This is a genomic window from Telluria sp. ZB2R32, from assembly GCF_059685715.1.
This window is the reverse complement of sequence record NZ_JCASIG010000008.1, coordinates 172,031-192,654: the sequence shown is the minus strand read 5'-3', so window position 1 is coordinate 192,654 and position 20,624 is coordinate 172,031. Positions and strand designations below refer to the sequence as shown.

General features: G+C 63.1%; 15 protein-coding genes and 2 tRNA genes. 11 read left to right on the top strand and 6 right to left on the bottom strand.

The window, feature by feature from the left end; all coding sequences use genetic code 11:
• Window positions 1–58: 58 nt before the first annotated feature.
• Window positions 59–529: a ribosome assembly RNA-binding protein YhbY gene (gene yhbY / locus AC56LG_RS21680; protein ID WP_497168100.1), complete on the bottom strand. Its 471-nt coding sequence runs from the start codon at window positions 527–529 to the stop codon at window positions 59–61.
• 42 nt (window positions 530–571) lie between these two features.
• Between yhbY and AC56LG_RS21675 the strand changes: the two genes are divergently transcribed.
• The 6 genes from AC56LG_RS21675 to AC56LG_RS21650 all read left to right on the top strand — a co-directional run bounded on the left by AC56LG_RS21675 (window position 572) and on the right by AC56LG_RS21650 (window position 6,008).
• Window positions 572–1,258, top strand: a complete 687-nt coding sequence (locus AC56LG_RS21675) for an RlmE family RNA methyltransferase (RefSeq protein WP_497168099.1) — start codon at window positions 572–574, stop codon at window positions 1,256–1,258.
• Between the two features lie 204 nt (window positions 1,259–1,462).
• Window positions 1,463–3,349, top strand: coding sequence for an ATP-dependent zinc metalloprotease FtsH (ftsH, locus tag AC56LG_RS21670; RefSeq protein WP_497168098.1), 1,887 nt, complete (start codon window positions 1,463–1,465; stop codon window positions 3,347–3,349).
• Window positions 3,350–3,500: 151 nt separating this feature from the next.
• A complete protein-coding gene (gene folP, locus AC56LG_RS21665; RefSeq protein ID WP_497168097.1) occupies window positions 3,501–4,337 on the top strand; it encodes a dihydropteroate synthase in 837 nt (278 codons plus the stop codon).
• Window positions 4,338–4,377: 40 nt separating this feature from the next.
• Window positions 4,378–5,715, top strand: a complete 1,338-nt coding sequence (gene glmM, locus AC56LG_RS21660; RefSeq protein WP_497168096.1) for a phosphoglucosamine mutase — start codon at window positions 4,378–4,380, stop codon at window positions 5,713–5,715.
• Window positions 5,716–5,782: 67 nt separating this feature from the next.
• Window positions 5,783–5,859, top strand: a tRNA-Pro gene (locus tag AC56LG_RS21655).
• A 72-nt stretch (window positions 5,860–5,931) separates the two neighbouring features.
• Window positions 5,932–6,008, top strand: a tRNA-Arg gene (locus tag AC56LG_RS21650).
• Window positions 6,009–6,046: 38 nt separating this feature from the next.
• Here the strand turns inward: AC56LG_RS21650 and AC56LG_RS21645 are convergent.
• Complete coding sequence (locus AC56LG_RS21645) at window positions 6,047–6,532, bottom strand: Rv1443c family protein (RefSeq protein WP_497168095.1); 486 nt, start codon at window positions 6,530–6,532, stop codon at window positions 6,047–6,049.
• Between the two features lie 129 nt (window positions 6,533–6,661).
• Window positions 6,662–7,747 (bottom strand): M28 family peptidase, encoded by a 1,086-nt coding sequence (locus AC56LG_RS21640; protein ID WP_497168094.1) that lies wholly within the window; start codon window positions 7,745–7,747, stop codon window positions 6,662–6,664.
• Window positions 7,748–7,977: 230 nt separating this feature from the next.
• On the opposite strand from AC56LG_RS21640, the gene AC56LG_RS21635 reads away from it, so the two are divergent.
• On the top strand, window positions 7,978–8,943 hold the full coding sequence (locus AC56LG_RS21635; protein ID WP_497168093.1) for an MBL fold metallo-hydrolase: 966 nt from the start codon (window positions 7,978–7,980) through the stop codon (window positions 8,941–8,943).
• On the opposite strand, the gene AC56LG_RS21630 is transcribed toward AC56LG_RS21635, so the two are convergent.
• Window positions 8,940–10,220 carry a family 1 glycosylhydrolase gene (locus tag AC56LG_RS21630; RefSeq protein ID WP_497168092.1) on the bottom strand — a complete coding sequence of 427 codons (1,281 nt, stop codon included), beginning with the start codon at window positions 10,218–10,220 and terminating at the stop codon, window positions 8,940–8,942. The genes AC56LG_RS21635 and AC56LG_RS21630 overlap by 4 nt on opposite strands.
• 129 nt (window positions 10,221–10,349) lie before the next feature.
• Between AC56LG_RS21630 and AC56LG_RS21625 the strand changes: the two genes are divergently transcribed.
• From AC56LG_RS21625 to AC56LG_RS21615, 3 genes are all read left to right on the top strand, one after another.
• Complete coding sequence (locus tag AC56LG_RS21625; RefSeq protein WP_497168091.1) at window positions 10,350–12,224, top strand: energy transducer TonB; 1,875 nt, start codon at window positions 10,350–10,352, stop codon at window positions 12,222–12,224.
• 263 nt (window positions 12,225–12,487) lie between these two features.
• A complete protein-coding gene (locus AC56LG_RS21620) occupies window positions 12,488–13,537 on the top strand; it encodes a polysaccharide biosynthesis/export family protein (RefSeq protein WP_497168090.1) in 1,050 nt (349 codons plus the stop codon).
• Window positions 13,538–13,571: 34 nt separating this feature from the next.
• Window positions 13,572–13,715 carry a hypothetical protein gene (locus AC56LG_RS21615; RefSeq protein ID WP_497168089.1) on the top strand — a complete coding sequence of 48 codons (144 nt, stop codon included), beginning with the start codon at window positions 13,572–13,574 and terminating at the stop codon, window positions 13,713–13,715.
• 145 nt (window positions 13,716–13,860) lie between these two features.
• On the opposite strand, the gene AC56LG_RS21610 is transcribed toward AC56LG_RS21615, so the two are convergent.
• Both AC56LG_RS21610 and AC56LG_RS21605 read right to left on the bottom strand, forming a co-directional pair.
• A complete protein-coding gene (locus tag AC56LG_RS21610) occupies window positions 13,861–15,795 on the bottom strand; it encodes a polysaccharide biosynthesis protein (protein WP_497168088.1) in 1,935 nt (644 codons plus the stop codon).
• A 557-nt stretch (window positions 15,796–16,352) separates the two neighbouring features.
• Window positions 16,353–17,321: an N-acetylmuramoyl-L-alanine amidase-like domain-containing protein gene (locus AC56LG_RS21605; protein ID WP_497168087.1), complete on the bottom strand. Its 969-nt coding sequence runs from the start codon at window positions 17,319–17,321 to the stop codon at window positions 16,353–16,355.
• A gap of 233 nt (window positions 17,322–17,554) precedes the next feature.
• Between AC56LG_RS21605 and AC56LG_RS21600 the strand changes: the two genes are divergently transcribed.
• Complete coding sequence (locus AC56LG_RS21600; protein WP_497168086.1) at window positions 17,555–20,518, top strand: TonB-dependent receptor; 2,964 nt, start codon at window positions 17,555–17,557, stop codon at window positions 20,516–20,518.
• Window positions 20,519–20,624: the final 106 nt, after the last annotated feature.

The window sequence follows — 20,624 nt, the reverse complement described above, 5'->3', positions numbered from 1 at the left end:
CCGTCCCGGACGGCCACAGGCCAAAAAAAAACCGGAGACATCGCTCCGGTTTTTTCGATCACTTGTTCAGTGCATTCTTCTTGGTGCTGGCCTGGCGCGGTTTGGCGCGCTTGATGTTGCCGCCGGCGGTAACGCGTTCGTTCCCCTTGATCATGACCTTGGTGACGCTCGGCTTCTTGGTGCCGCTGGCGCTGGCCTTGACGATGGTGACTTCGCGCATGCCCTTGCCGGCCTTGCTGCTGCGTTCCTTGACCGCTTCGACTTTCGGGCGGTACAGCACCAGCAGCTTGCCGATGTGCTGGACCGGCGCCGCGTCGAGTTCGGTGCAGATCTGTTCGTACATGGCGACGCGCGCCTCGCGGTCGTCGCCGAAGACGCGGACCTTGATCAGGCCGTGCGCGTCGAGGCTGCCGGCGATTTCCTTCATGACGGATTCGGTCAGGCCCGATTCGCCGATCATGACCACAGGCTTCAGGCCATGGGCTTCCGCACGCAAGGCGCTACGTTCGCCGGGTGTAAGTGTAAGCATAATAATTTTTTGATGTACCTATAAAAGCAGTATTCTACGCGAATGGCCAAGAACAAATCCAACCAAAACTGGTTACACGACCATATTAACGACCCCTACGTGAAGCAGGCGCAGAAAGACGGGTTCCGCGCCCGCGCCGCCTACAAGCTCAAAGAAATCGACGAAGCGGAAAAACTCATCAAGCCGGGCCAGGTCATTGTCGACCTCGGCTGCACGCCGGGCAGCTGGGCCCAGTACACACGCCGCAAGCTGGCCGGGAAAGAGGGCGGGGGCATCAATGGCACCATCATCGGCCTCGACATCCTTCCGATGGAGCCGGTGGCCGACGTGCATTACATCCAGGGCGACTTCCGCGAAGATGTTGTATTGGACCAACTAGCCACCGTGCTCGAAGGCCGCAAGACCGACCTTGTGCTGTCGGACATGGCGCCCAATCTGTCGGGTATTCCGACAGCCGACGCCGCGCGCATGGAACATTTGATCGATCTCGCGATTGAGTTTTCGCAAATGCACCTCAAGCCCAGCGGCGCATTGTTGGTCAAGTGTTTCAAGGATATGGGCTTCACGCAGATCGTCGAGAAGTTCCGTACCGAGTTCAAGACCGTCAAACAGATCAAGCCAAAGGCAAGCCGCGACAAATCCTCGGAAATTTTCCTGCTTGGACGTGGTCTTAAGAATCCGGTGGCGTATAAATCCGCACTCGATACCGATCCGGCCCTTGATATTTGAGCCTATAGCCGCACATGGTCGGCGTGGTGCCTGGTACAACACACCCGTTTGCGCGCTTGTCGAGGTCCAAACGGTGGCGATATGGCATCATGTCGGCTTGTGCCTGGCACGCCCCGCTTGCTGCTAGTAAAATCGCGAGTAGAATCGCAAGTAAATCGGCAATCTCAAATTGGTATTGGTGCGATCCGCATCGGAGGAGTTTTCGTGAATAATATGTTTTCCAAATCTGCCATCTGGGTGGTGGTCGCACTGCTGTTGTTCATGCTGTTCAAGCAGTTCGACAACCATAGCCCTGCCGGTGGCAGCAAGACCATCGCTTATTCCGAGCTGCTCGACGATGTGAAAGCGCGCCGCGTCAAGGATGTCGTCATCGAAGGCGCCAACATCACCGCCACCCGTACCGACGACACCAAGGTACGCGCGACCGCCACCATGCTCGACCGCGGCCTGATCGGCGACCTGCGCGAAAACGGCGTGCGCTTCGACGTCAAGCCGCCGGAAGAGCCTTCGTTCCTGCAGCAAGTGTTCATCTCCTGGTTCCCGATGCTGCTCCTGATCGGCGTCTGGGTGTTCTTCATGCGCCAGATGCAGGGCGGCGGCAAGGGCGGCGCTTTCTCCTTCGGCAAGTCGAAGGCGCGCATGCTCGATGAAACGAACAACAGCGTCACCTTCGCCGACGTCGCCGGTTGCGACGAAGCGAAAGAAGAAGTCAGCGAGATCGTCGATTTCCTGAAAGACCCGACCAAGTTCCAGAAGCTGGGCGGCCGTATCCCGCGCGGCGTGCTGATGGTCGGTCCTCCAGGTACCGGCAAGACTCTGCTTGCGCGCGCCATTGCCGGCGAAGCGAAAGTGCCGTTCTTCTCGATCTCCGGTTCCGACTTCGTCGAGATGTTCGTCGGCGTGGGTGCATCCCGTGTGCGCGACATGTTCGAAAATGCGAAAAAGCATTCGCCTTGCATCATCTTCATCGACGAGATCGACGCCGTCGGCCGCCATCGTGGCGCCGGCATGGGCGGCGGCAACGACGAGCGCGAACAGACGCTGAACCAGTTGCTGGTCGAGATGGATGGTTTCGAAGCCACTTCCGGCGTGATCGTGATCGCCGCCACCAACCGCGCCGACGTGCTCGATAAAGCGCTGCTGCGTCCGGGTCGTTTCGACCGCCAGGTGATGGTTGGCCTGCCGGACATCCGCGGCCGCGAACAGATCCTGAACGTGCACATGCGCAAAGTGCCGATCGGCGCCGACGTCAAGGCCGACATCCTGGCCCGCGGTACCCCTGGTTTCTCTGGTGCGGATCTCGCCAACCTGGTCAACGAAGCAGCCCTGTTCGCCGCGCGCCGCAACAAGCGCCTGGTCGAGATGGGCGACTTCGAAGATGCCAAGGACAAGATCTACATGGGTCCGGAGCGCAAGTCGATGGTCATGCGCGAGGAAGAGCGCCGCAACACGGCTTACCACGAGTCGGGCCACGCGGTGATCGCCAAGCTGCTACCGAAGGCCGATCCGGTGCACAAGGTCACGATCATGCCGCGCGGCTTCGCCCTCGGCCTGACCTGGCAGCTGCCTGAGCACGACGCGCTGTCCGGCTACAAGGACAAGATGCTGGAAGAAATCTCGATCCTGTTCGGTGGCCGTATTGCCGAAGAGATCTTCGTTGGCCAGATGTCGACCGGCGCGTCGAACGACTTCTCGCGTGCCACCAAGCTGGCACGCTCGATGGTCACCCGTTTCGGCATGTCGGAAAGCATGGGCGTGATGGTCTACGAGGACAGCGAGAACGAAGGCTTCTTCGGCGGCGCCACCAAGACCATCTCGGAAGCGACCCAGCAAAAGGTCGACGCGGAAATCCGCGCCATCCTTGACACCCAGTACGCACTGGCGCGTCGCCTGCTGGAAGAGAACCGCGAAAAGGTCGAAATGATGACCAAGGCCCTGCTCGAGTGGGAAACCATCGACGCCGAGCAGATCAACGACATCATGGCCGGCAAGGAGCCACGTGCACCTAAAGCGGGCCTGCTGACCAAGCGCACCCCGCCGGGCGACAGCGGTTCGGGCGGCGTTGCCACCAATGCCCCGGCACCGGCCTGATTGTCATAGCGTTTTGATCGCGTAGCAACTCTCGAGCAAAAGGCATCCTCGCGGATGTCTTTTGCGCGTTAACGGGCTGTTAAAACGGAGCTGCTTTTCAGATCAGACGCGTGGCAGGCGTCATTGACCTCTACTCACTCTTCATATTTTTATGCGTCAACTGCTGCAGTGCGGCCGTTTCAGCTTCCGGCTCGAACAGCGTCCGCTCGTCATGGGCATCCTGAACGTCACGCCCGATTCCTTTTCCGATGGCGGCCGCTATGGCACGCTCGAGTTCGCCGTCGCCAAGGCCGAGGCCATGGCCACCGATGGCGTCGACCTGATCGATATCGGCGGCGAGTCGACCCGGCCGGGTTCGCCCAGCGTCCCCGTGGAGGAAGAGTTGCGCCGCGTGATGCCGGCCGTGTACGCGCTGCAGGGACTGGGGCGCGCGTTGTCGGTCGATACCTGCAAGCCGCAGGTGATGCGCGAAGTGATCATTGCCGGTGCAGACATGATCAACGATATCAATGGTTTTCGCGCGCCCGGCGCGATCGAGGCCGTGAAAGACAGCGACTGCGGCCTGTGCATCATGCACATGCAGGGAACGCCCCAGGACATGCAAGCCCAGCCGGTCTACGCCGACGTGGTGCGCGAGGTGATCGATTTCCTGCGCGAACGCATCGATGCACTGCTGGCGGCAGGCATCGAGCGCGAGCGCATCTGTCTCGATCCGGGACTCGGCTTCGGCAAGACGGTCGAACACAATTACGCCTTGCTGCGCGCGACTGCCCGCATCGAGCAGGAACTTGGCCTGCCGGTACTGATTGGCTTGTCGCGCAAATCGATGATCGGAGCCGTCACCGGCCGCCCGGTCGAGGAAAGATTGCCTGGAAGTATCGCAGGTGCCTTGGCTGCGGTCGCGCATGGCGCTAAAATCCTGCGGGTTCATGATGTGGCAGAAACGGTCGACGCGCTGAAGGTCTGGCGCGCGGCCACCGTTGCTTAGTCATACACATTAATCGTTTCATTTACAAAAGAGAACAAGCATGGCACGCAAATATTTCGGTACGGATGGCGTTCGTGGCCAGGTCGGTGTAGCACCAATCACACCTGACTTCGTGATGCGCCTCGGCTACGCGGCGGGCATGGTCATGGCCAAGGATTACGCCAGCGGTAGCCGTCCGACCGTATTGATCGGCAAGGACACCCGCATTTCCGGCTACATGCTCGAAGCGGCGCTGGAAGCGGGCTTTTCCGCTGCCGGCGTCGACGTCATGCTGGCCGGCCCGATGCCGACGCCCGCCATCGCCTACCTGACGCGCGCACTGCGCCTCCAGGCCGGCGTCGTCATTTCGGCTTCGCACAACCCGTTCCAGGACAACGGCATCAAGTTCTTTTCCGCGCACGGCACCAAGCTGCCCGACAGCGTCGAACTGGCCATCGAAGAAGCGATCGACCAGCCGATGTCCTGCGTGCCTTCCGACAAGCTCGGACGGGCCACGCGCCTGCGCGACGCCCAGGGCCGCTACATCGAATTCTGCAAGAGCACCTTCCCGAACGAACTCGACCTGCGCGGCTTGAAGATCGTCGTCGACAGCGCCCACGGCGCCGCCTACAACATCGCGCCGCACGTGTTCCATGAACTGGGCGCGGAAGTCATCTCGATCGGCGCCTCGCCTGACGGCTTCAACATCAACGCCGGCTTCGGCGCCACCGCACCGAAAGCGCTGTCGGCCGCCGTGGTCGAGCACAAGGCCGACCTGGGCATCGCCCTCGACGGCGACGCCGACCGCCTGATCATGGTCGACGCCACCGGCCGTGTCTACAACGGCGACGAGTTGCTGTACCTGATGGTGCGCGACCGCATGGCGACCGGCCCGGTGGCAGGGGCTGTCGGCACCCTGATGACCAACATGGCGCTCGAAGTGGCGTTCAAGGAACTCGGCATCGGCTTCGCCCGCGCCAAGGTGGGCGACCGCTACGTGCTCGAAGTCATGCAGGAACGCGGCTGGATCCTGGGCGGGGAGGGCTCCGGCCACTTGCTGGCCCTGGACAAGCACACCACCGGCGACGGCATCGTGTCCTCGCTGCAGGTACTGTCCGCCCTGAAGCGCAGCGGCAAATCGCTGGAAGCCTGCTGCGCCGAGCTGCAGCTTTACCCGCAGACCCTGATCAACAAGCGCGTCACCCCGGGCTTCGACTGGACCAAGGATGCCGCCATGGTGGCCGAGAAGGAAGCGGTCGAGCGCGAGCTGGGCGACAGCGGCCGCGTGCTGATCCGCGCCTCGGGCACCGAACCGCTGATCCGCGTGATGGTCGAAGCGAAGAATGCCGAAATGGCCGACAGCATGGCGCGCCGCATTGCCGACAAACTCGCAGCCTGAGTTAAATGCATCATCCGGTGCTGCCCGCATTGACGCAGCACCGGCGCGATAGTAAAATGGGTGTATTCGGAGTGTAGCGCAGCCCGGTAGCGCACCTGGTTTGGGACCAGGGGGTCCAAGGTTCGAATCCTTGTACTCCGACCAAGGTATTACAAACGGGCCGTCTTCGACGGCCCGTTTTCATTTCCGCATCGACTTTCGTCGATGCATCTCTCTCTGCCCATAGCTCAGTTGGATAGAGCATCAGCCTTCTAAGCTGAGGGTCGCTGGTTCGAACCCAGCTGGGCAGGCCAGTGAACGCAACCCCGTATTGCCCCAGCCGTCTTTCTACTCAGACCGCCACTTCGGGCGCCGGCTTTGCCGCCCCCTTGGCGAACGACTTGGCCAGCACCGCATGCCGGTGTTGGAAGAACTGCTTCACGAACCAGCCCACGATCGGCCCCGCCATGCGTGGCTTGAAGGTGAGGTTGTCGGTCACCAGCGTCCCATTCGCCGTCGGCGTGATGATCCGCTCGTGGCGCCAGGAACGCATCGACAGCAGAGGTGACTGTTCGACGAAGCGGCGTCCCGGCTCGATCTCGGAAAACGTCAGCTTCGACATATCGATCGGGAACAGCCCGAGCAGCAGGAACTGGCAGCGGCATAGCGGCTTGTCGAGGGTTGTGTCCTCGCCAATGTGGGTCATGCCCTTTGGAAAAGTAATCTTCAGGACCGGCCACATTTCGGCCTTGATGCCTTTGATCGACGTCGACCAGGCCCAGACTTCCTCGGCGGAAGCGGGTACTGTCGTGTTGAGTGTGTGTCGTACTGTTGCCATCGGACCTCCGCTGTGATGGAGGTATTGTCGGCGCGCGATTAACATCAGTCCGTTAGCCAGTTCGCAGTTCCGGCACATTCAACCGTCGCATGCGCGAAAAAAAAGGGCGCCTGTCGCGCCCTCGGTTTCTTACTTCGCGTTGCGTCCCTGCCAGATGCCGAGGTACTTGCTGGCCTTCGGATTCTTCGCATTCCACTGCGGCGCCGTACTGCCGTTCGCGATCGTCCAGATCGCCAGCGCGACGGTACGGTCCACCGCGGCCATGTTGTCGTAGTCGATCTTGTCCCAGTGGTCGCCGGCGCCGTGGTAGTCGGGGAAGGCGTAGGCGACGCTGACCGTGTGCGACGGAATGCCCTGGTCGGCCAGGGCCTGGTTGTCGCTGTGGGCAAAATACTTGTCGCTGTTGACCGGGTGTTTCCAGACGCGGATGCCGGTATCGTCACCCGCCGCCCTCAGGATGTTGCCGACGTCGGAGAAGTCGAAGCCGGTGACGCCAAAGGCGCGCACCTGGGCGCCTTCGTTGTCGTCGGTGCGTCCGACCTGTTCCAGGTTGATGCCGGCGACCGTCTTTTCGATCGGCACCAGCGGGTTGGCGCCGTAGTAGCGCGAGCCGACCAGGCCGTGCTCTTCGCCGAACACGGTCATGAAGACGATGCTGCGCTTGGGACGCACCTTGTTGGCGCTGAAGGCCTTGGCCAGTTCAATTACCGATACCGTGCCACTGCCGTCGTCGTTGGCGCCGTTGAAGATGCCGTCGCCCTGGCCCGGCTTCAGGCCGACGTGATCGTAGTGCGCGGTCACGAGGACATAGGTATCCTTCAATGCCGGATCGGAGCCGCGCAGGATGCCGACCACGTTGCGCACCTTGACTGGGGCAGCCGGGGTAGCGGGCGGGTTCTTGGCACGCTTCGGATCGATCAGGTTCCAGTCCGCCGTCTGGAAGTAGCCGTCGTCGCCCAGCGGCTCGAGACCGGCCGCGCGGAATTGCGAGGCAATGAATTCGGCGGCGATGTCGAGTCCGCGCGAAGGCGTGCCGCGGCCTTCGAGTGCATCCGAGGCCAGGAAGGAGAGGTTGCCGCGCATGGCCGCAGCCGAGATGCGCTCGAGCACGGGCGCGGCATCGGGCGGTACCGGAGCGGCGCCGGCGCTGAGCGGCAAGACGAGCGGCAAAGCAAGAGCAAGGACGCGGGGAAGCAGGCGTTTGGACAGGAGCATGGGCAGGGCGCGTGAGCGTTCAGGTAGTTGATGAAGTAGCAAAGCCGTTGGAGTATATCGCTCCGCGTTGCGCTCGGGAACCAGGTTTTGACATTGCATCCAGAGCCGACTGTTCGGGGCACTGTGATTGTTGTCTGTTTGGAAACGAGCGCCGCCGGGATGGTCTTTATGTTAACGTCTTCCATACTGTTGGCCTGCGTCTGGCGGGCTCGTCCAATTATGGAGTGCGTATGCGTGTTCATCGTCTGCTGGGAAGTGCTGCCTTACTGGCTGCGTTTGGCATGGGGTTTGCGGGGTCGGCCCAGGCCGCCCAAGACCAGGTACAGAACCCGCCGCCGGGCGACACCTTCACCCTCAAGCTTCCCGCTGGCGAGCCGGCAGCGGCAAACACACAGACGGGCACCGTCCAGTTCATCGGCACCGCGACGGTGCTGATCCGCTACCGCGGACTGACCATCATGACCGATCCGAATTTCCTGCACAAGGGCGACCACGTCCACCTCGGTTACGGACTCACGTCGCAGCGCCAGACCAATCCGGCCATCGATTTCGACAAGCTGCCGCCGATCGACCTGGTGATCCTGTCGCATATGCACGACGACCATTTCGACAAGCTGGTGCAGGAGCGACTGAACCGCAACACGCCGATCGTCTCCACCCGCGAAGCGACCGAGAAGCTCAAACGTCTCGGCTTCCAGCAACGCTTCGCCCTGTCCGAATGGGACCGGCTCGATGTCGCGAAGGGCGACACGCGCCTGCGCATCACGTCGGTGCCGGGACGGCATGGCGCGGCCGGCGTCTCGGTGCTGTTGCCGAAGGTGATGGGCAGCGTGCTCGATTTCGGCGCCACGCCCGACACGCCCGACTACCGCATGTACATCAGCGGCGACACCCTGGTCTATGACGACATCCGCAGCATTCCGCAACGCTTCCCGGGCATCGACCTGGCCCTGCTGCACCTCGGCGGCACCCGCATCCTGGGCGTGTTCAAGGTGACGATGGACGGCAAGGACGGCGTCCAGATGATGCAGATCGTAAAGCCGAAGAAGACGATTCCGATCCATTACAACGACTACGACGTCTTCAAGTCGCCGCTCGCCGACTTCGCGCGCGAGGTCAAGGCGGCCGGGCTCGAGGAGAGCGTGGTCTACCTGGCGCATGGCGACACCTATACTTTTACCCCACGCAAACCTTAACCCTGGATCGCTCCGCTAGTTGGCGATTCGGGATCGAGCGAAGTAATTTCTCCGCCGAATTCGTGCGGCATCACGACCGGCACCTGCAGGCAGATGCTTTTGGTCGGCAGCACTGCTTCCCAGGCCTTGACCAGCTCCCGGTAGGCAACCCCGACCGGGCGGATCTTGCGGTCGAGGTCGAACAAGCCGAGTGCGTTGACGTTGCCGTTGTTGACGCGCAGGGCGCTGTCCCAATCGACCTGGTCGGTCAGCGAATACCAGGTGAAGCCGATCAGCGGCACTCCGTTGTTGCGCACCCGTAGCACGTTCGCCCATTCCTTTTTCAGCCAATACACCGCTTCGTCACCGCTCGGCCCCTGGCACAGGTTGGTTTCCGTGTGCATCACGGGCAGGCGGTAGCGGTTGTAATATTGGTGGGTAATGACCGCGTAACCAAAGATTTCGCCGGCGGCGCGCGTCATGCCATCGGCCGAGACGTAGTGTTCGTTCGTTTGGTAGTAATCGTTGCCCATGATGCAGTGATGCTTGAGATTGTGCTGCAGGAAAAAATGGTATTCCTGGCGCGTCATCCCATGGTCGAGCAGGTATTCGTACATGTCGGAATCGACGCGCCGGCCGTAGTTCAGGTCGAGCGCCAGGAAGCGGCGCGCATTGTTCATCTCGGCGGGACCGATGGCGTCGGGCGATTCGGCATGGAAGTATTCGGTCGATTCGCTCTGAATGAAGAGCGCGTCCGGCCGGACTTTGATGATCGCATGCATGGCCAGGATGTTCGCCTTCACCAGGTGCTTGATCGCAGTCACGAACGCGACATCGGTGCGCAACTGCTCGTTCCACCAGCCGTACAGGGTCGAAAACACGGCGCAGATCCACATTTCGTTGATCGGCGTGTATAGCTGCACCCAGGGGTAACGCCGTGCAAAGGCGGCGGCGTAATCGGCAAACAGCGCCGGAAAATCCGGGTTCTGGAAGTTGCCGATCCAGTCGGGTACGCCGAAGTGGCAGAGGTCGACAATGGGCGCGATATTGCGGCGGCGCAGGTCGGCAAAGGCCAGGTCGGCAAATTCCCAGTCGTAACGGTTGGGACCGAGGAGGGTGCGGTGCAGGGGGGGGCCATAGCGCAGCACCTGCAGGCCGAGCTCCTGCACCAGGTCGAAATCGAGCTTCCAGTGCTTGTAGTGGCCGCACTTTTCGAGCTCGTCCATGCGGACACGGCCGCCATTGATGGTGGGATTGCTGTTCTCGATCCCCGTGGCGAAAATGAAACCGGCGTGCATACGGCTGCCTCCATTGGTATCAGGGCTGCAACCAGTATCGTCCACCGCAGCGTCAATTGCTAGCGTGCGCACGCGCTCGTTCCGAAACAGCTATGCTGTCAGCTCATCCATATCAGGCGCGCCTTCCGCATGACGACCGCTCAGCCATCCGTGCCCGACCTCGCCACGCGCCGGATGGTGATCGGCTTGCTGCTGTCCGCACTCGTGCATGCGCTGATTCTGTCGATCCAGTTCGGACTGCCGAGCAAGCTGGCAGGGAGCAGCCGTCCGATCGCAGTCAGCCTGGCGCCCTTGCCGGCGCCATCTTTTCCCGAACCGCCTGCCGTATTGCCTGCGCCGCCAGCGCCATCCGTTGCCGAGACGCCGCCAGAACCGCCGCCGCCAGCCGACGTGCCTGGCTCAGGTTTTCGCGTGGTCGAGCCGGTACCGATGGCGCCGCCGCCGCCGGTCCAGGCTACGGCGAAACCTGCCAAACGACGCCGGCCGGTGAAGCGGCCAGTGCCGACTCCCGTGATTGTGCAGCAAGACAATCCGGACGCTGCCTTCAAGGTGCCGCTGGTCGAACCTGAGCCGGAGCCGCCTGTCGTGGCGCCGGTGCCGGAAATCGCAATGGCCGAGGCCGAACCCGGGCCGGACGATCAGGCGGCTGAAGACGCGGTTGCCAAGGCGCGCGAGGAAGCGCAGCGCGTAGCCGAGGAGTCGGCACGGACGCTGGCGCTGCAGGAACAGGAAGCCGAGCGGCAGCGTGTGTCTAGCGAACTGGAGCAACGCCGGCTGGCCGATGCGGAGCAGGCGCGCGCAGCCGAACGCGAGCGGCAGGCGGCCGAACGGGTGGCCGCCGAGCGCGCGCAGGAGGAACGGCGCAAGCAGGCGCAGGCAGCCGCGCAGCAGCGCCAGGCCCAGGCCGAACAGGAGGTTGAGCAAATGCGCGAGCAAATGCGGCGCCAGCGTGAGGGAGCCGCGGCGCATGAGCGCCTGCTGGCCAGCCAGCGCGAGATGGAGGCTCGCCGTGTCAGCGAGGAACAATTGCGCCAGGCTCGCGAGCAGGAAACACAGCGCCGCCTTGCCGAGGAGCAGGCGGGCGCACGGGCGCTGGCTGCGCAGCAGGCGCTGGAGGAAGAACGTGCGCGTGCGGCGGCGGCTCGCGAAGCCGAACGACTGGCGGCGCAGGAAAACGCGCAGCGCCTGGCGCAGGAAGCGGCGCAGCAACACGCAGCCGAGGCCGCCCGGCAACGGGCCGAGCAAGTGCAGAAACAGGAGCAGGAGCGCGAGCGGCTGGCACGGCAGCGCGCGGAAGACGAGCGCGTGCGCCTCCAGCAGGCCGAACAATTGGCCCAACGGGCCGTCCAGGATGAACTGGCGCGCCAGCAAGCCATCCAGCAGGCGCGCCAGCGTGCGTACGACGCCGCGGATGCGGAGCGTGCGCGCCAGCTTGCAGGGGCGCCCGTGCCGGCAGGCGGCGCCGGCAGCTTTGCGGGAACTGCGCCGGGAACTGCACCGGGCAGCGGGGCAGGCAATGGTGGCGCTGCCGGTGGCAATCTGGGCAGCGGCGCATTGGCGAGCCGGGCGCGCGAGCTGATGCGCGGCATCGACATTCCCGGCGCGCCGCCGGCGGCATTGCGTCCGGCCCAGCAGATGGCCGAGGGACGCCGGCGCGTGGTCGATACGCTCGAACGGGATGTCCCGCTGCGCCTGTACGTCGACAGTTTCCGCCAGAAGATCGAGCGTAACGCCGCCCGGATCGGAATGCAGGTGGCTGGCGGACCGGGACGCGCCGATCCCGTAGTCAGCGTCGCCTTGCGCAGCGATGGCAGCGTCGACGAGGTGACGATCGTGCGCTCGAGCGGCCGCGCCGATCTGGACGAGGCGGTACGGCGCATCGTGCACCTCAATGCCCGCTATGCCGTCTTTCCGCCGAACGTGGCCGCGCGCTTCGATGTGGTCGAGATCCGCCGCATCTGGACCTTTGCCGACACCCTGAAACTGCTGGAAGAAGTGCGCTGACGCCTGCCGATGTTACGACCGGCAATGAAGCGCTGGACCGCCCAACGTGCATCTGTCTGGGTCGGCCTTGCCTGAGCCTGGCGTTTGATATGCAGCAAAGCCGCCTGTGACGGACGCCGTACGCTGAGTTAGTCAGCAATAGAACGGCAGTCCATTTCATAGGCAAGCACATGAATTTTCCAACAGAAATTTTGCGCTGGCGCTCTGTCGCCGTGGCAAGTACATTCGCTGGTACGCTGCTCATCGCCGGGTGTGCAACCGGCTTGCAGTTCCGTTCGGAGGACACCAAGGGAAGCGCCGAACCACCGCCGCCAACCGAAATGATTACCGAGCAATTGATCGCTGCCGAGCGGGCGGCGAACGCGCAGCGCGGCGACCAGGATCTGTCGCGCCTGCTGGTACCGAATCCCCCGCCGTACACGATCGGACGCGGCGACGTGCTCTCGATCGTCGTCTGGGATCACCCCGAACTGGCCGGCGGCGGCATGACGGCCGCCACCGCCGCGGCCGACGCCAACGGCACGAACGCCGGCGCCAGCACCAGCACGCCGCAGCCGGGTTTCGTGGTCGATCACCAGGGGCGCATCCAGTTTCCGTTCGCCGGCCTGCTGCCGGTCGAAGGACTCACCGAGGAAGCGGCGCGCGCGCTGCTCACGCAAAAGCTGGCGCGCTACATCGCCAACCCGAACATCACGCTGCGGGTCCAGTCCTACCGCAGCAAGCGCGTCTACATCGATGGCGAAGTGAAGCAGCCGGGCCTGCAGCCGATCAACGACATTCCGATGACCCTGGTCGAGGCGCTGAACCGGGCAGGCGGCTTGCTGCCCTCCGCCGACCAGAGCCGCATCGCGCTCGAACGGGGCGACGCGCGCTACCGCATCAACCTGCGCGACCTGGTACAAAAGGGCATCAATCCGGGCAACGTCATGCTGGCGCCGGGCGACGTCGTGCGCGTGCACTCGCGCGAAGAAAGCAAGGTCTTCGTTTCCGGCGAAGTCGTCACGCCTAGGGCGCTGACGATGCACAACGGGCGCCTTACGCTCAACGAGGCGCTGGGCGAGACCGGCGGCATCAGCCCGCTGAGCGGAGATGCGCGTCAGATCTATGTCGTGCGCAAGACGCCTGAACGCACGCGCGTTTTCCAGCTCGACGCGCGCCTGGCGAGCTCGATTGCGATGGCCGAGTCGTTCGAGCTGCGGCCGAAGGATGTGGTCTACGTCGCCGCCTCGCCGCTGGCGAATTGGAACCGCCATCTCAGCCTGCTGTTCCCTGGTGCGCTCACCTCCGCGGTGGGTGTGACCAATCGCCCTTAAGCGCCCTAAGCGCCCGCGAGCACGGAGACCACCCATGACCAAACCCGCCGACCACTTGCCGCTGACCCATGTCGCACATAGCCCGCCGATCCTGAGCGTTCCCTTCGATCCGCGTCCGCCACTGACGGCTGCCGACGAGCCGACAGTCGATTTGAAGGGGCATTTCAATACCCTGTAGCCGAGTCCGATGATGCCGATGACCGCGGTGCGGTCGCGCAGTTTTGCCGTGAGTTGCTGCAGGTGGGCCGATTGTTGTTCGTCGCGCATGTGTTCCTCGCCAACTATGAATGGTGGGTGGGTGAAGATGAAAAGGGATGCAGCCGCTAGATGCGGAAGGGCACGAATTTATGGATGAGGCTCAGCCGCGCTTTGCCGGCTTCGAGTTCGGGTTCGGGCGTTTGCGCCGGGGTTCCGGCGGGTACCTGGGGCGTGTATTCGCTGACGATGGCCTTGACCATCGATTCGATCATGCCGCGCTCGTGCGTTTCGCACGCCATCATCAGACAGGTGATGCAGGTTTCAAGCACGCTCGGGCGCAGTGCGTTTTCCTTCATGCGCATGATGCGCGGGTGCTCGCTCGGGAAGACGGTACCGTCGGTCAGCAGTTCCTCGTGCAGCTTTTCGCCCTGGAACAGCCCGACGAATTTCACCTCGATGTCGCCGTCCGGGTTTTGCGGGGTTTTTTCGGTCAGGCCGGACATGGCGAGCAGGGTGCGCGCCAGTTCGACGATGCGCACCGGTTCGCCCATGTCGAGCACGAACACGTCGCCGCCTTTGGCCATGGCGCCGGCCTGGATCACGAGCTGGGCCGCCTCCGGGATCAGCATGAAGTAGCGTGACACTTCGGGGTGGGTGATGGTCAGCGGCCCACCGCGCGCGATCTGGCGCTGGAACAGCGGGATCACCGAACCGGAGGAGCCCAGCACGTTGCCGAAGCGGACCATGCAGAAGGTGGTGTTTCCGCCATGCTTGGCGGCAGCTGCCTGGAAGATCAGCTCGGCGATACGTTTGCTGGCGCCCATGATGTTGGTCGGGCGCACCGCCTTGTCGCTCGAGATGAGTACGCAGGTTTCGACATGGTGGCTGGCGCAGGCCGCGGCGATCACCTGGGCGCCGAGCACATTGTTGCGCAAGCCTTCGACGATGTTCGACTCCACCAGCGGCACGTGTTTGTAGGCAGCGGCGTGGTAGACCGTATCGACGTGGCTGTCGGTCAGGATGCGCTCGACCAGGTCGGCATTGCAGACCGAGCCGAGGTGGGCGTCGATGCGCAGGTCGGGGAAGCGGGTGCACAATTCCTGGCGAATGGTGTACAGCGCGAACTCCGAGTGGTCGAGCAGGTGCAGGCGGCTGGGGGCCAGGGTGACGATCTGGCGGCACAGTTCGCTGCCGATGGAGCCGCCGGCGCCGGTGACGAGCACGGTCTTGCCACGCACGCAGCGGGCAAACAGGTCGAGCCGCGGCGGCACCGGCGGCCGGCCCAGCAGATCTTCGAATTTGAGTTCGCGGATCGAGTCGCGCGGGCGCACCCGATCGTCGGCCAGGTCGACCAGCCGGCTCAGGATCTTGGTCGTGACGCCGGCGCCGGCCAGGCGCTGCATGATGTCGCGCAGGCGTTCGGCGGGCATGCCGGGGACGGCGATGACGACGGTGCGGATGCCATGCGCGGCGACCAGGTCGGCCAGGCGGTCGGTATGGAACACACGCAGTCCGGCGATGGTGCGGTCGTTCAGGGCGCGCTTGTCGTCGAAGAAGCACACCGGGCGGTATTCGTCGCTCGAGCGCATCGTTTGCGCCAGGCGCGCCCCTGGCTCGCCGGCGCCGTAGATGGCGACCGCGTCCGAGGCGGGACGGCGCGTGCTGTGGTTGCGCAGGAAGTTGCGCATGCCGATACGCGAAGTGACGACATAGGAAAAGACGATGAACCAGTAAATCGCCAGCGCGCTGCGCGGGAACATTGCATCGTTAATTGCAAACAGCACGACATACGCGCACAGCACCGCGATGCCGAGCGCCAGGCCGGTGGCACTCAATAAGCGACCGTCGATAAAACGAATCACGGCGCGATACAGGTCGGACATCGAAAATGCCGCAATCGTGACCAGGGCAACGATCAGGTACGAGGCCGGCCCATAATGCGATGCGAGTTTCAGGTCGCCGCCGCGTAATAACATCGCAATCAAGAAACAGAGCGGCAATGCGACCAGGTCGATACAGACCATCAGCGCGATTTTGGTAGTCCGATGCAGCGATACCATTCCGGCGCAAAATTGGCTTAATACTCGGGTGGATAGAGTTGGCATGGTGCGCGTTATTCGGTCGGGTGGATGGCGATAGCAGCGGTTAATAAATAAACGTTATCAAGTAAACGATCAGCGAATAAACGAGCGAATAAACAAGCGAATAAAATCGATTGATATATTAAGAAAGATGTCGCCGGAAATAATTAACGCGCAAGTGGATTAATGGCGGCATTTAGACTTATGGCTGCTGAGTAAGTTTATTATCTGCCTCAGTGAGATTGCTGAGTTTGACCCCGCTCAACCGGAAATTCTGAATTAAAACGAAATGACCTGTTTATTTAATTTAGGAAATGTAATTTGGAAATAGATCGAGTCGCCATCGGCAATAGATTTCCGATGGGAATATAAAAAGTGGAAATTGCGCTTCTAAATGCGAAAAGCACATAGGCCGCCAGGAGGGCTGGCTGTGAACGCGGATGCGCGGCAGCCTTGCGAAGGCGCTGCGTTATGGAGGAGGGGTAGAGCGGGGAAGACGCGCACCACCGGGCACGCGCCGGTGGTGCGACGGTGTGTCAGGTGCCGGGACGCGGCTGCGGCGCCATCGGCGGCACCACGATGTTGTCGTTCAGTCGCAGGAACTTGAAGCCGGCCAGGCGCTGGCCGTTCTTGCCCTCGCGCGCGTTGCGCGCTTCGCGTTCGGCGGCGCGGGCGATGAAGGAATCGAAGGTTTCTTCGCGCACCTTCGGCTCCTGCGAATGCAGGAAGTGGCGCTCGCCGTTCGGGCCCAGCACGACCAGGCCGACATGCGAGGCCCAGTGTTCGCCGTTGCGGGTCGAGATCACGTTGACGAAGTCGCCTTCCTGCAACTGGCCGGCGATGGCCGCCACCTGTTCCTTCGGCACGTAACTCTGGCGGCTGGTTTCGACCGGGATGTCGCGCTCGGTGTTGTGGCGCGTCTTGAGGAAGCGCGCGCGGTCGACGCGCATGGCGTAACCCGGACCGTTGGGCCCGGCCAGCGCGGCGCTGACGTCGGTGACGAGCCACCTGTTGGCGACGTTCCAGTCCATCTCGGTGTAATGGTTGCGCGTCGCCACGCCGATCACGCCGTCGCGGTAGCGGATGCGCTGCAGCATCCAGAAAAACTCTTCCCAGGAGCGCGACAAGGCCATCGCATAGGTGTGTTCCGCAAAGACGACGCAATCGCTCTGCTGCAGGCTGAACATCGGCAAATCGTCGTGCACTTCGAACGGGAATTCGCCCAGCAGGTTGAGCAGGTAGGGCTGGCCCAGGTTCTTGCGGCCGATCGCGGCGATCCGTTTGCGCAGGTCGGGTTCGGCCTGGTGCGCCCAGGCGATGTAGCGTCCAGCCTCGACCGGCGTCATTTGGAAGATCTGCTTTTGCAATGCCGTCTCGATGGGCGGCGGCGCGGCCGGCGTGGGGGCGGGTGCCGGTGCGGGTGCAGGAGTCGCGACGGGAGTCAGGGTGGACTGGTTGGCGCAGCCGGCGAGAGCGGCGGCGAAGATCAAGGGGGCGAAGCGCATGCAAGGGTCTCCATGTTGTGTTTGCAAGACGCTAACGCGGCTGCGCTCGGTTTGACAATCACTATTTGTCGTCCACCTATAACTTGAGTGTTGCGAAGGTCAAACATTCCTTCAAGTTATGGCTCAAGGCTTACAAGTAATTTTCCAGTTATTTACTTATAGCTAATACTATCAATATGGCAGGGACCGCCTGCGCCTGCATCACACCATACTTATATCCAGGAGAGAGAAGAATGTTCAAACAGAAGCCGCTGGCAGCTGCCGTTTCGATGGCGCTGTGGAGCCTGACCGCCTTGCCGGCCATGGCCCAGACGACGGATGCCGAAGCCCCGATGCAGACCGTCGAGGTGAGCGGTATCCGCGCCTCGATGGCCAAGTCGCTCAACGTCAAGAAGAACGCGACGGCGAACGTCGAGGTCATCACAGCGGAAGACGTGGGCAAGATGCCGGACAAGAACCTGGCCGACTCCCTCCAGCGCCTCGCCGGCGTGGCCGTACGTACCGACTACGACGAAGCGGAAAAAGTGTCGATGCGCGGTACCAATGCCGACATGACCCTGATCATCTTCAATGGCCACACCGTCTCCGGCGGCGACTGGTACGTTGCCGACCAGCTCTCCAGCAGCCGCTCGACCAGCCTATCGCTGATGCCGTCGCACGTGCTGAACCAGGCACTGGTCTACAAGACTTCGCAGGCCAACATCGTCGACGGCGGCCTGGCCGGCACCATCAACGTGACCACCCGCAAGCCGCTGCAGCAGCGAGAGCGCTTCGGCGGCCTCATCAGCGCCGGCGCCAGCTACGCCGAGCTGCCGGGCAAGACCGGTCCCGACTTGAATGCTACCTTCAACTGGAAGAACGAAGCCGGCACCTTCGGCTTCATCGTTCAGGGCTTCGCCGAAAAGCGCTACGTGCGCCGCGATTCCGTCTCGCGCTTCGCCTACGCGGGCGGCAGCGGCTGGGACGTGATCGATACCTCGCGCATGCTGGGCATCACCGACGCCTCGCTGGCCGGCACCGGCTACAAGGCCGCCGACCTGAACGGCGTGCGCATTCCGGGCTCGATGAGTACCGAATTCGTGGAAAGCGTGCGCGACCGCAAGGGCGGCATGTTCTCGCTGCAGTACAAGCCGAACAGCGACCTCGACATGACGATGACGGGCTTCCACTCGGGCATGAAGGCGAACAACTTCGGCCGCCTGAACGCCGGGGCCATGTTCAGCATGCTGCGCGGCGAAAACGGCCCGACCGGCGGCACCGCACCGACCTCGTCGAACGGCCAGCGCGTCTATGCGCAGATCAAGAATCCGGTGATCGTCAACGAAACGACGCTCTACGGCGACCAGCTACGCGTGCTGAAAAGCGCCGACATCATGTATGCACCGGGCACCACGCCGCAATATATCGGCGAAACCGAAGGCGCCTACCGCGACGGCGCCGAATCGAGCAGCGCCTTCCTCGACTTCGACGCCAAGTACCGCGTCAATCAGGACCTGACCGTCAAGACCCTGTTCTCGACCACCAAGGGCGTCGGCAAGACCGGCCTCGACCAGGGCCTGACCTACACCCGCTACGGCACCGGCGTGTCGTACGCGCTGGGCAGCCTGCGCGATGCGCCCTTCGTCCAGTACTTCGGCACCGGCCCGAACGTACCGGGCATGAATGCCGACGGCAGCGGCTACCGCCTGACCGGCCGCGCGGCGTCGGGCGTGAAGACCACCGACAAGGAAAACAGCCTGCAGTTCGACGCCGAATACCGCCTCGAGAAGGGCGTGTTCCAGTCGCTGGAAGCCGGCGTGCGCTATGCCGACCATCGGCGCGAGAGCGCGCGCCGCTTCCCGCAGCTGCGCAGTTCCAACCTGAACGTGAATGCGCCGACCGACGCCGGCAGCTTCATCGCCTATCCGTCGGACTTCGGCGCCGACCTGGACGGCCCGGCCGGCTGGGACAACACCAGCTGGACCCTGACCCCGGAAGCGCTCAAGGCCTATTTCACCGCCAACTCGAAGGCGACCTCGGCCGACTGGGAACGCCGCGCCGCCACCGAACTCGACATGCGTGAGCGCCAGAGCGCCGCGTACGTGATGGCGAACCTGGAAGCGGACCGCTGGTCCGGCAACGTCGGCCTGCGCTTCGTGCGTACCCGCGTCAATGCCCAGGTTCCGATCCCGCTGCCGACCGGCGCCTGTGCCCGTTCGGCGCCGAACCAGCCGGCCATTCCATGCCCGGCCTATCCGACCGCGCTGACGACCGTGGGCGAAGGCGTGCAGTTCTATGACGACACCACGTTCAACCCGCTCGCCGGCGTCGTCTATTACAAGCGCCCGACCGACCAGACCTTCGACGACTTCCTGCCGAGCCTGAACCTGCGCTACGAGATGGACAAGGACATGATCGTCCGCTTCGGCGCCAGCAAGACCCTGGGCCGCCAGAACTACAACCTGCTGGGCGCGGGTTACACCGGCGCCAACTGCCTGGTCAGCGGCTGCACCGTGAACGGTCCGAACCCGAACCTGGGACCGATGACGGCGAAGAACGTCGACGCCTCGTGGGCCTGGTACTTCGCGCGCCGCTCGCTGGTGGCCGTGAACGTGTTCTATTCGAAGATCGCCGGTTATCCGAAGACCGGTTCGGCCGGCGGCGACAGCGTCGAACTGGTCTACCCGCTCGACAGCACCCTGCGCACGTTCGCCGTCAACACGTCCACCCAGCAGGGTGCGCGCATCGCCGGCATCGAACTGTCGTACGAGCAGCCGTTCGGCAACACGCCGTTCGGCTTCACCTCGAACGTCAGCCGCGCCAAGACGAAGGTCGACGACGGCCGTCCGATGACGGGCGCCTCGGAGTACGCCGCCAACCTTGGCACCTACTTCGAGAACGACCGCGTCTCGGCACGCCTGGTAGCGAACTACCGCAGCGAATACGTGAATACCACGACCGCGCCGACGCCGAACTCGACCAACAACAAGGCGCCGGTGGCCGGCATCCTGATGTTCGCGGCGCCGACGATGGCGGCGCCGGTGACGACGCTCGCCTTTAACGCCAGCTACAACATCTCGCCGAACCTGATCCTGTCGTTCGACGCGACCAACCTGACCAACGTCAAGCGCGCCTACTATCGCTACAGCGAAGAAGAGCAGCAGAAACTGGACGTCAGCGGCCGCCAGTTCTACCTGAACCTGAAGTACAAGTTCTGATCGAACGTCGTTTATGAACGGGAAGGGGAGCCTCGGCTCCCCTTTTTTATCGTCGTGTATGCCCAGTCCTACAGTAGAACGCGCCTTCCCGGCAGCTCATCCTTAC

Coding starts and splice junctions, on each gene's coding strand:
- yhbY (WP_497168100.1), bottom strand. CDS start 529: ATGCTTACACTTACACCCGGCGAACGTAGCGCCTTGCGTGCGGAAGCC.
- AC56LG_RS21675 (WP_497168099.1), top strand. CDS start 572: ATGGCCAAGAACAAATCCAACCAAAACTGGTTACACGACCATATTAAC.
- folP (WP_497168097.1), top strand. CDS start 3,501: ATGCGTCAACTGCTGCAGTGCGGCCGTTTCAGCTTCCGGCTCGAACAG.
- glmM (WP_497168096.1), top strand. CDS start 4,378: ATGGCACGCAAATATTTCGGTACGGATGGCGTTCGTGGCCAGGTCGGT.
- AC56LG_RS21645 (WP_497168095.1), bottom strand. CDS start 6,532: ATGGCAACAGTACGACACACACTCAACACGACAGTACCCGCTTCCGCC.
- AC56LG_RS21640 (WP_497168094.1), bottom strand. CDS start 7,747: ATGCTCCTGTCCAAACGCCTGCTTCCCCGCGTCCTTGCTCTTGCTTTG.
- AC56LG_RS21635 (WP_497168093.1), top strand. CDS start 7,978: ATGCGTGTTCATCGTCTGCTGGGAAGTGCTGCCTTACTGGCTGCGTTT.
- AC56LG_RS21630 (WP_497168092.1), bottom strand. CDS start 10,220: ATGCACGCCGGTTTCATTTTCGCCACGGGGATCGAGAACAGCAATCCC.
- AC56LG_RS21625 (WP_497168091.1), top strand. CDS start 10,350: ATGACGACCGCTCAGCCATCCGTGCCCGACCTCGCCACGCGCCGGATG.
- AC56LG_RS21615 (WP_497168089.1), top strand. CDS start 13,572: ATGACCAAACCCGCCGACCACTTGCCGCTGACCCATGTCGCACATAGC.
- AC56LG_RS21610 (WP_497168088.1), bottom strand. CDS start 15,795: ATGGTATCGCTGCATCGGACTACCAAAATCGCGCTGATGGTCTGTATC.
- AC56LG_RS21605 (WP_497168087.1), bottom strand. CDS start 17,321: ATGCGCTTCGCCCCCTTGATCTTCGCCGCCGCTCTCGCCGGCTGCGCC.
- AC56LG_RS21600 (WP_497168086.1), top strand. CDS start 17,555: ATGTTCAAACAGAAGCCGCTGGCAGCTGCCGTTTCGATGGCGCTGTGG.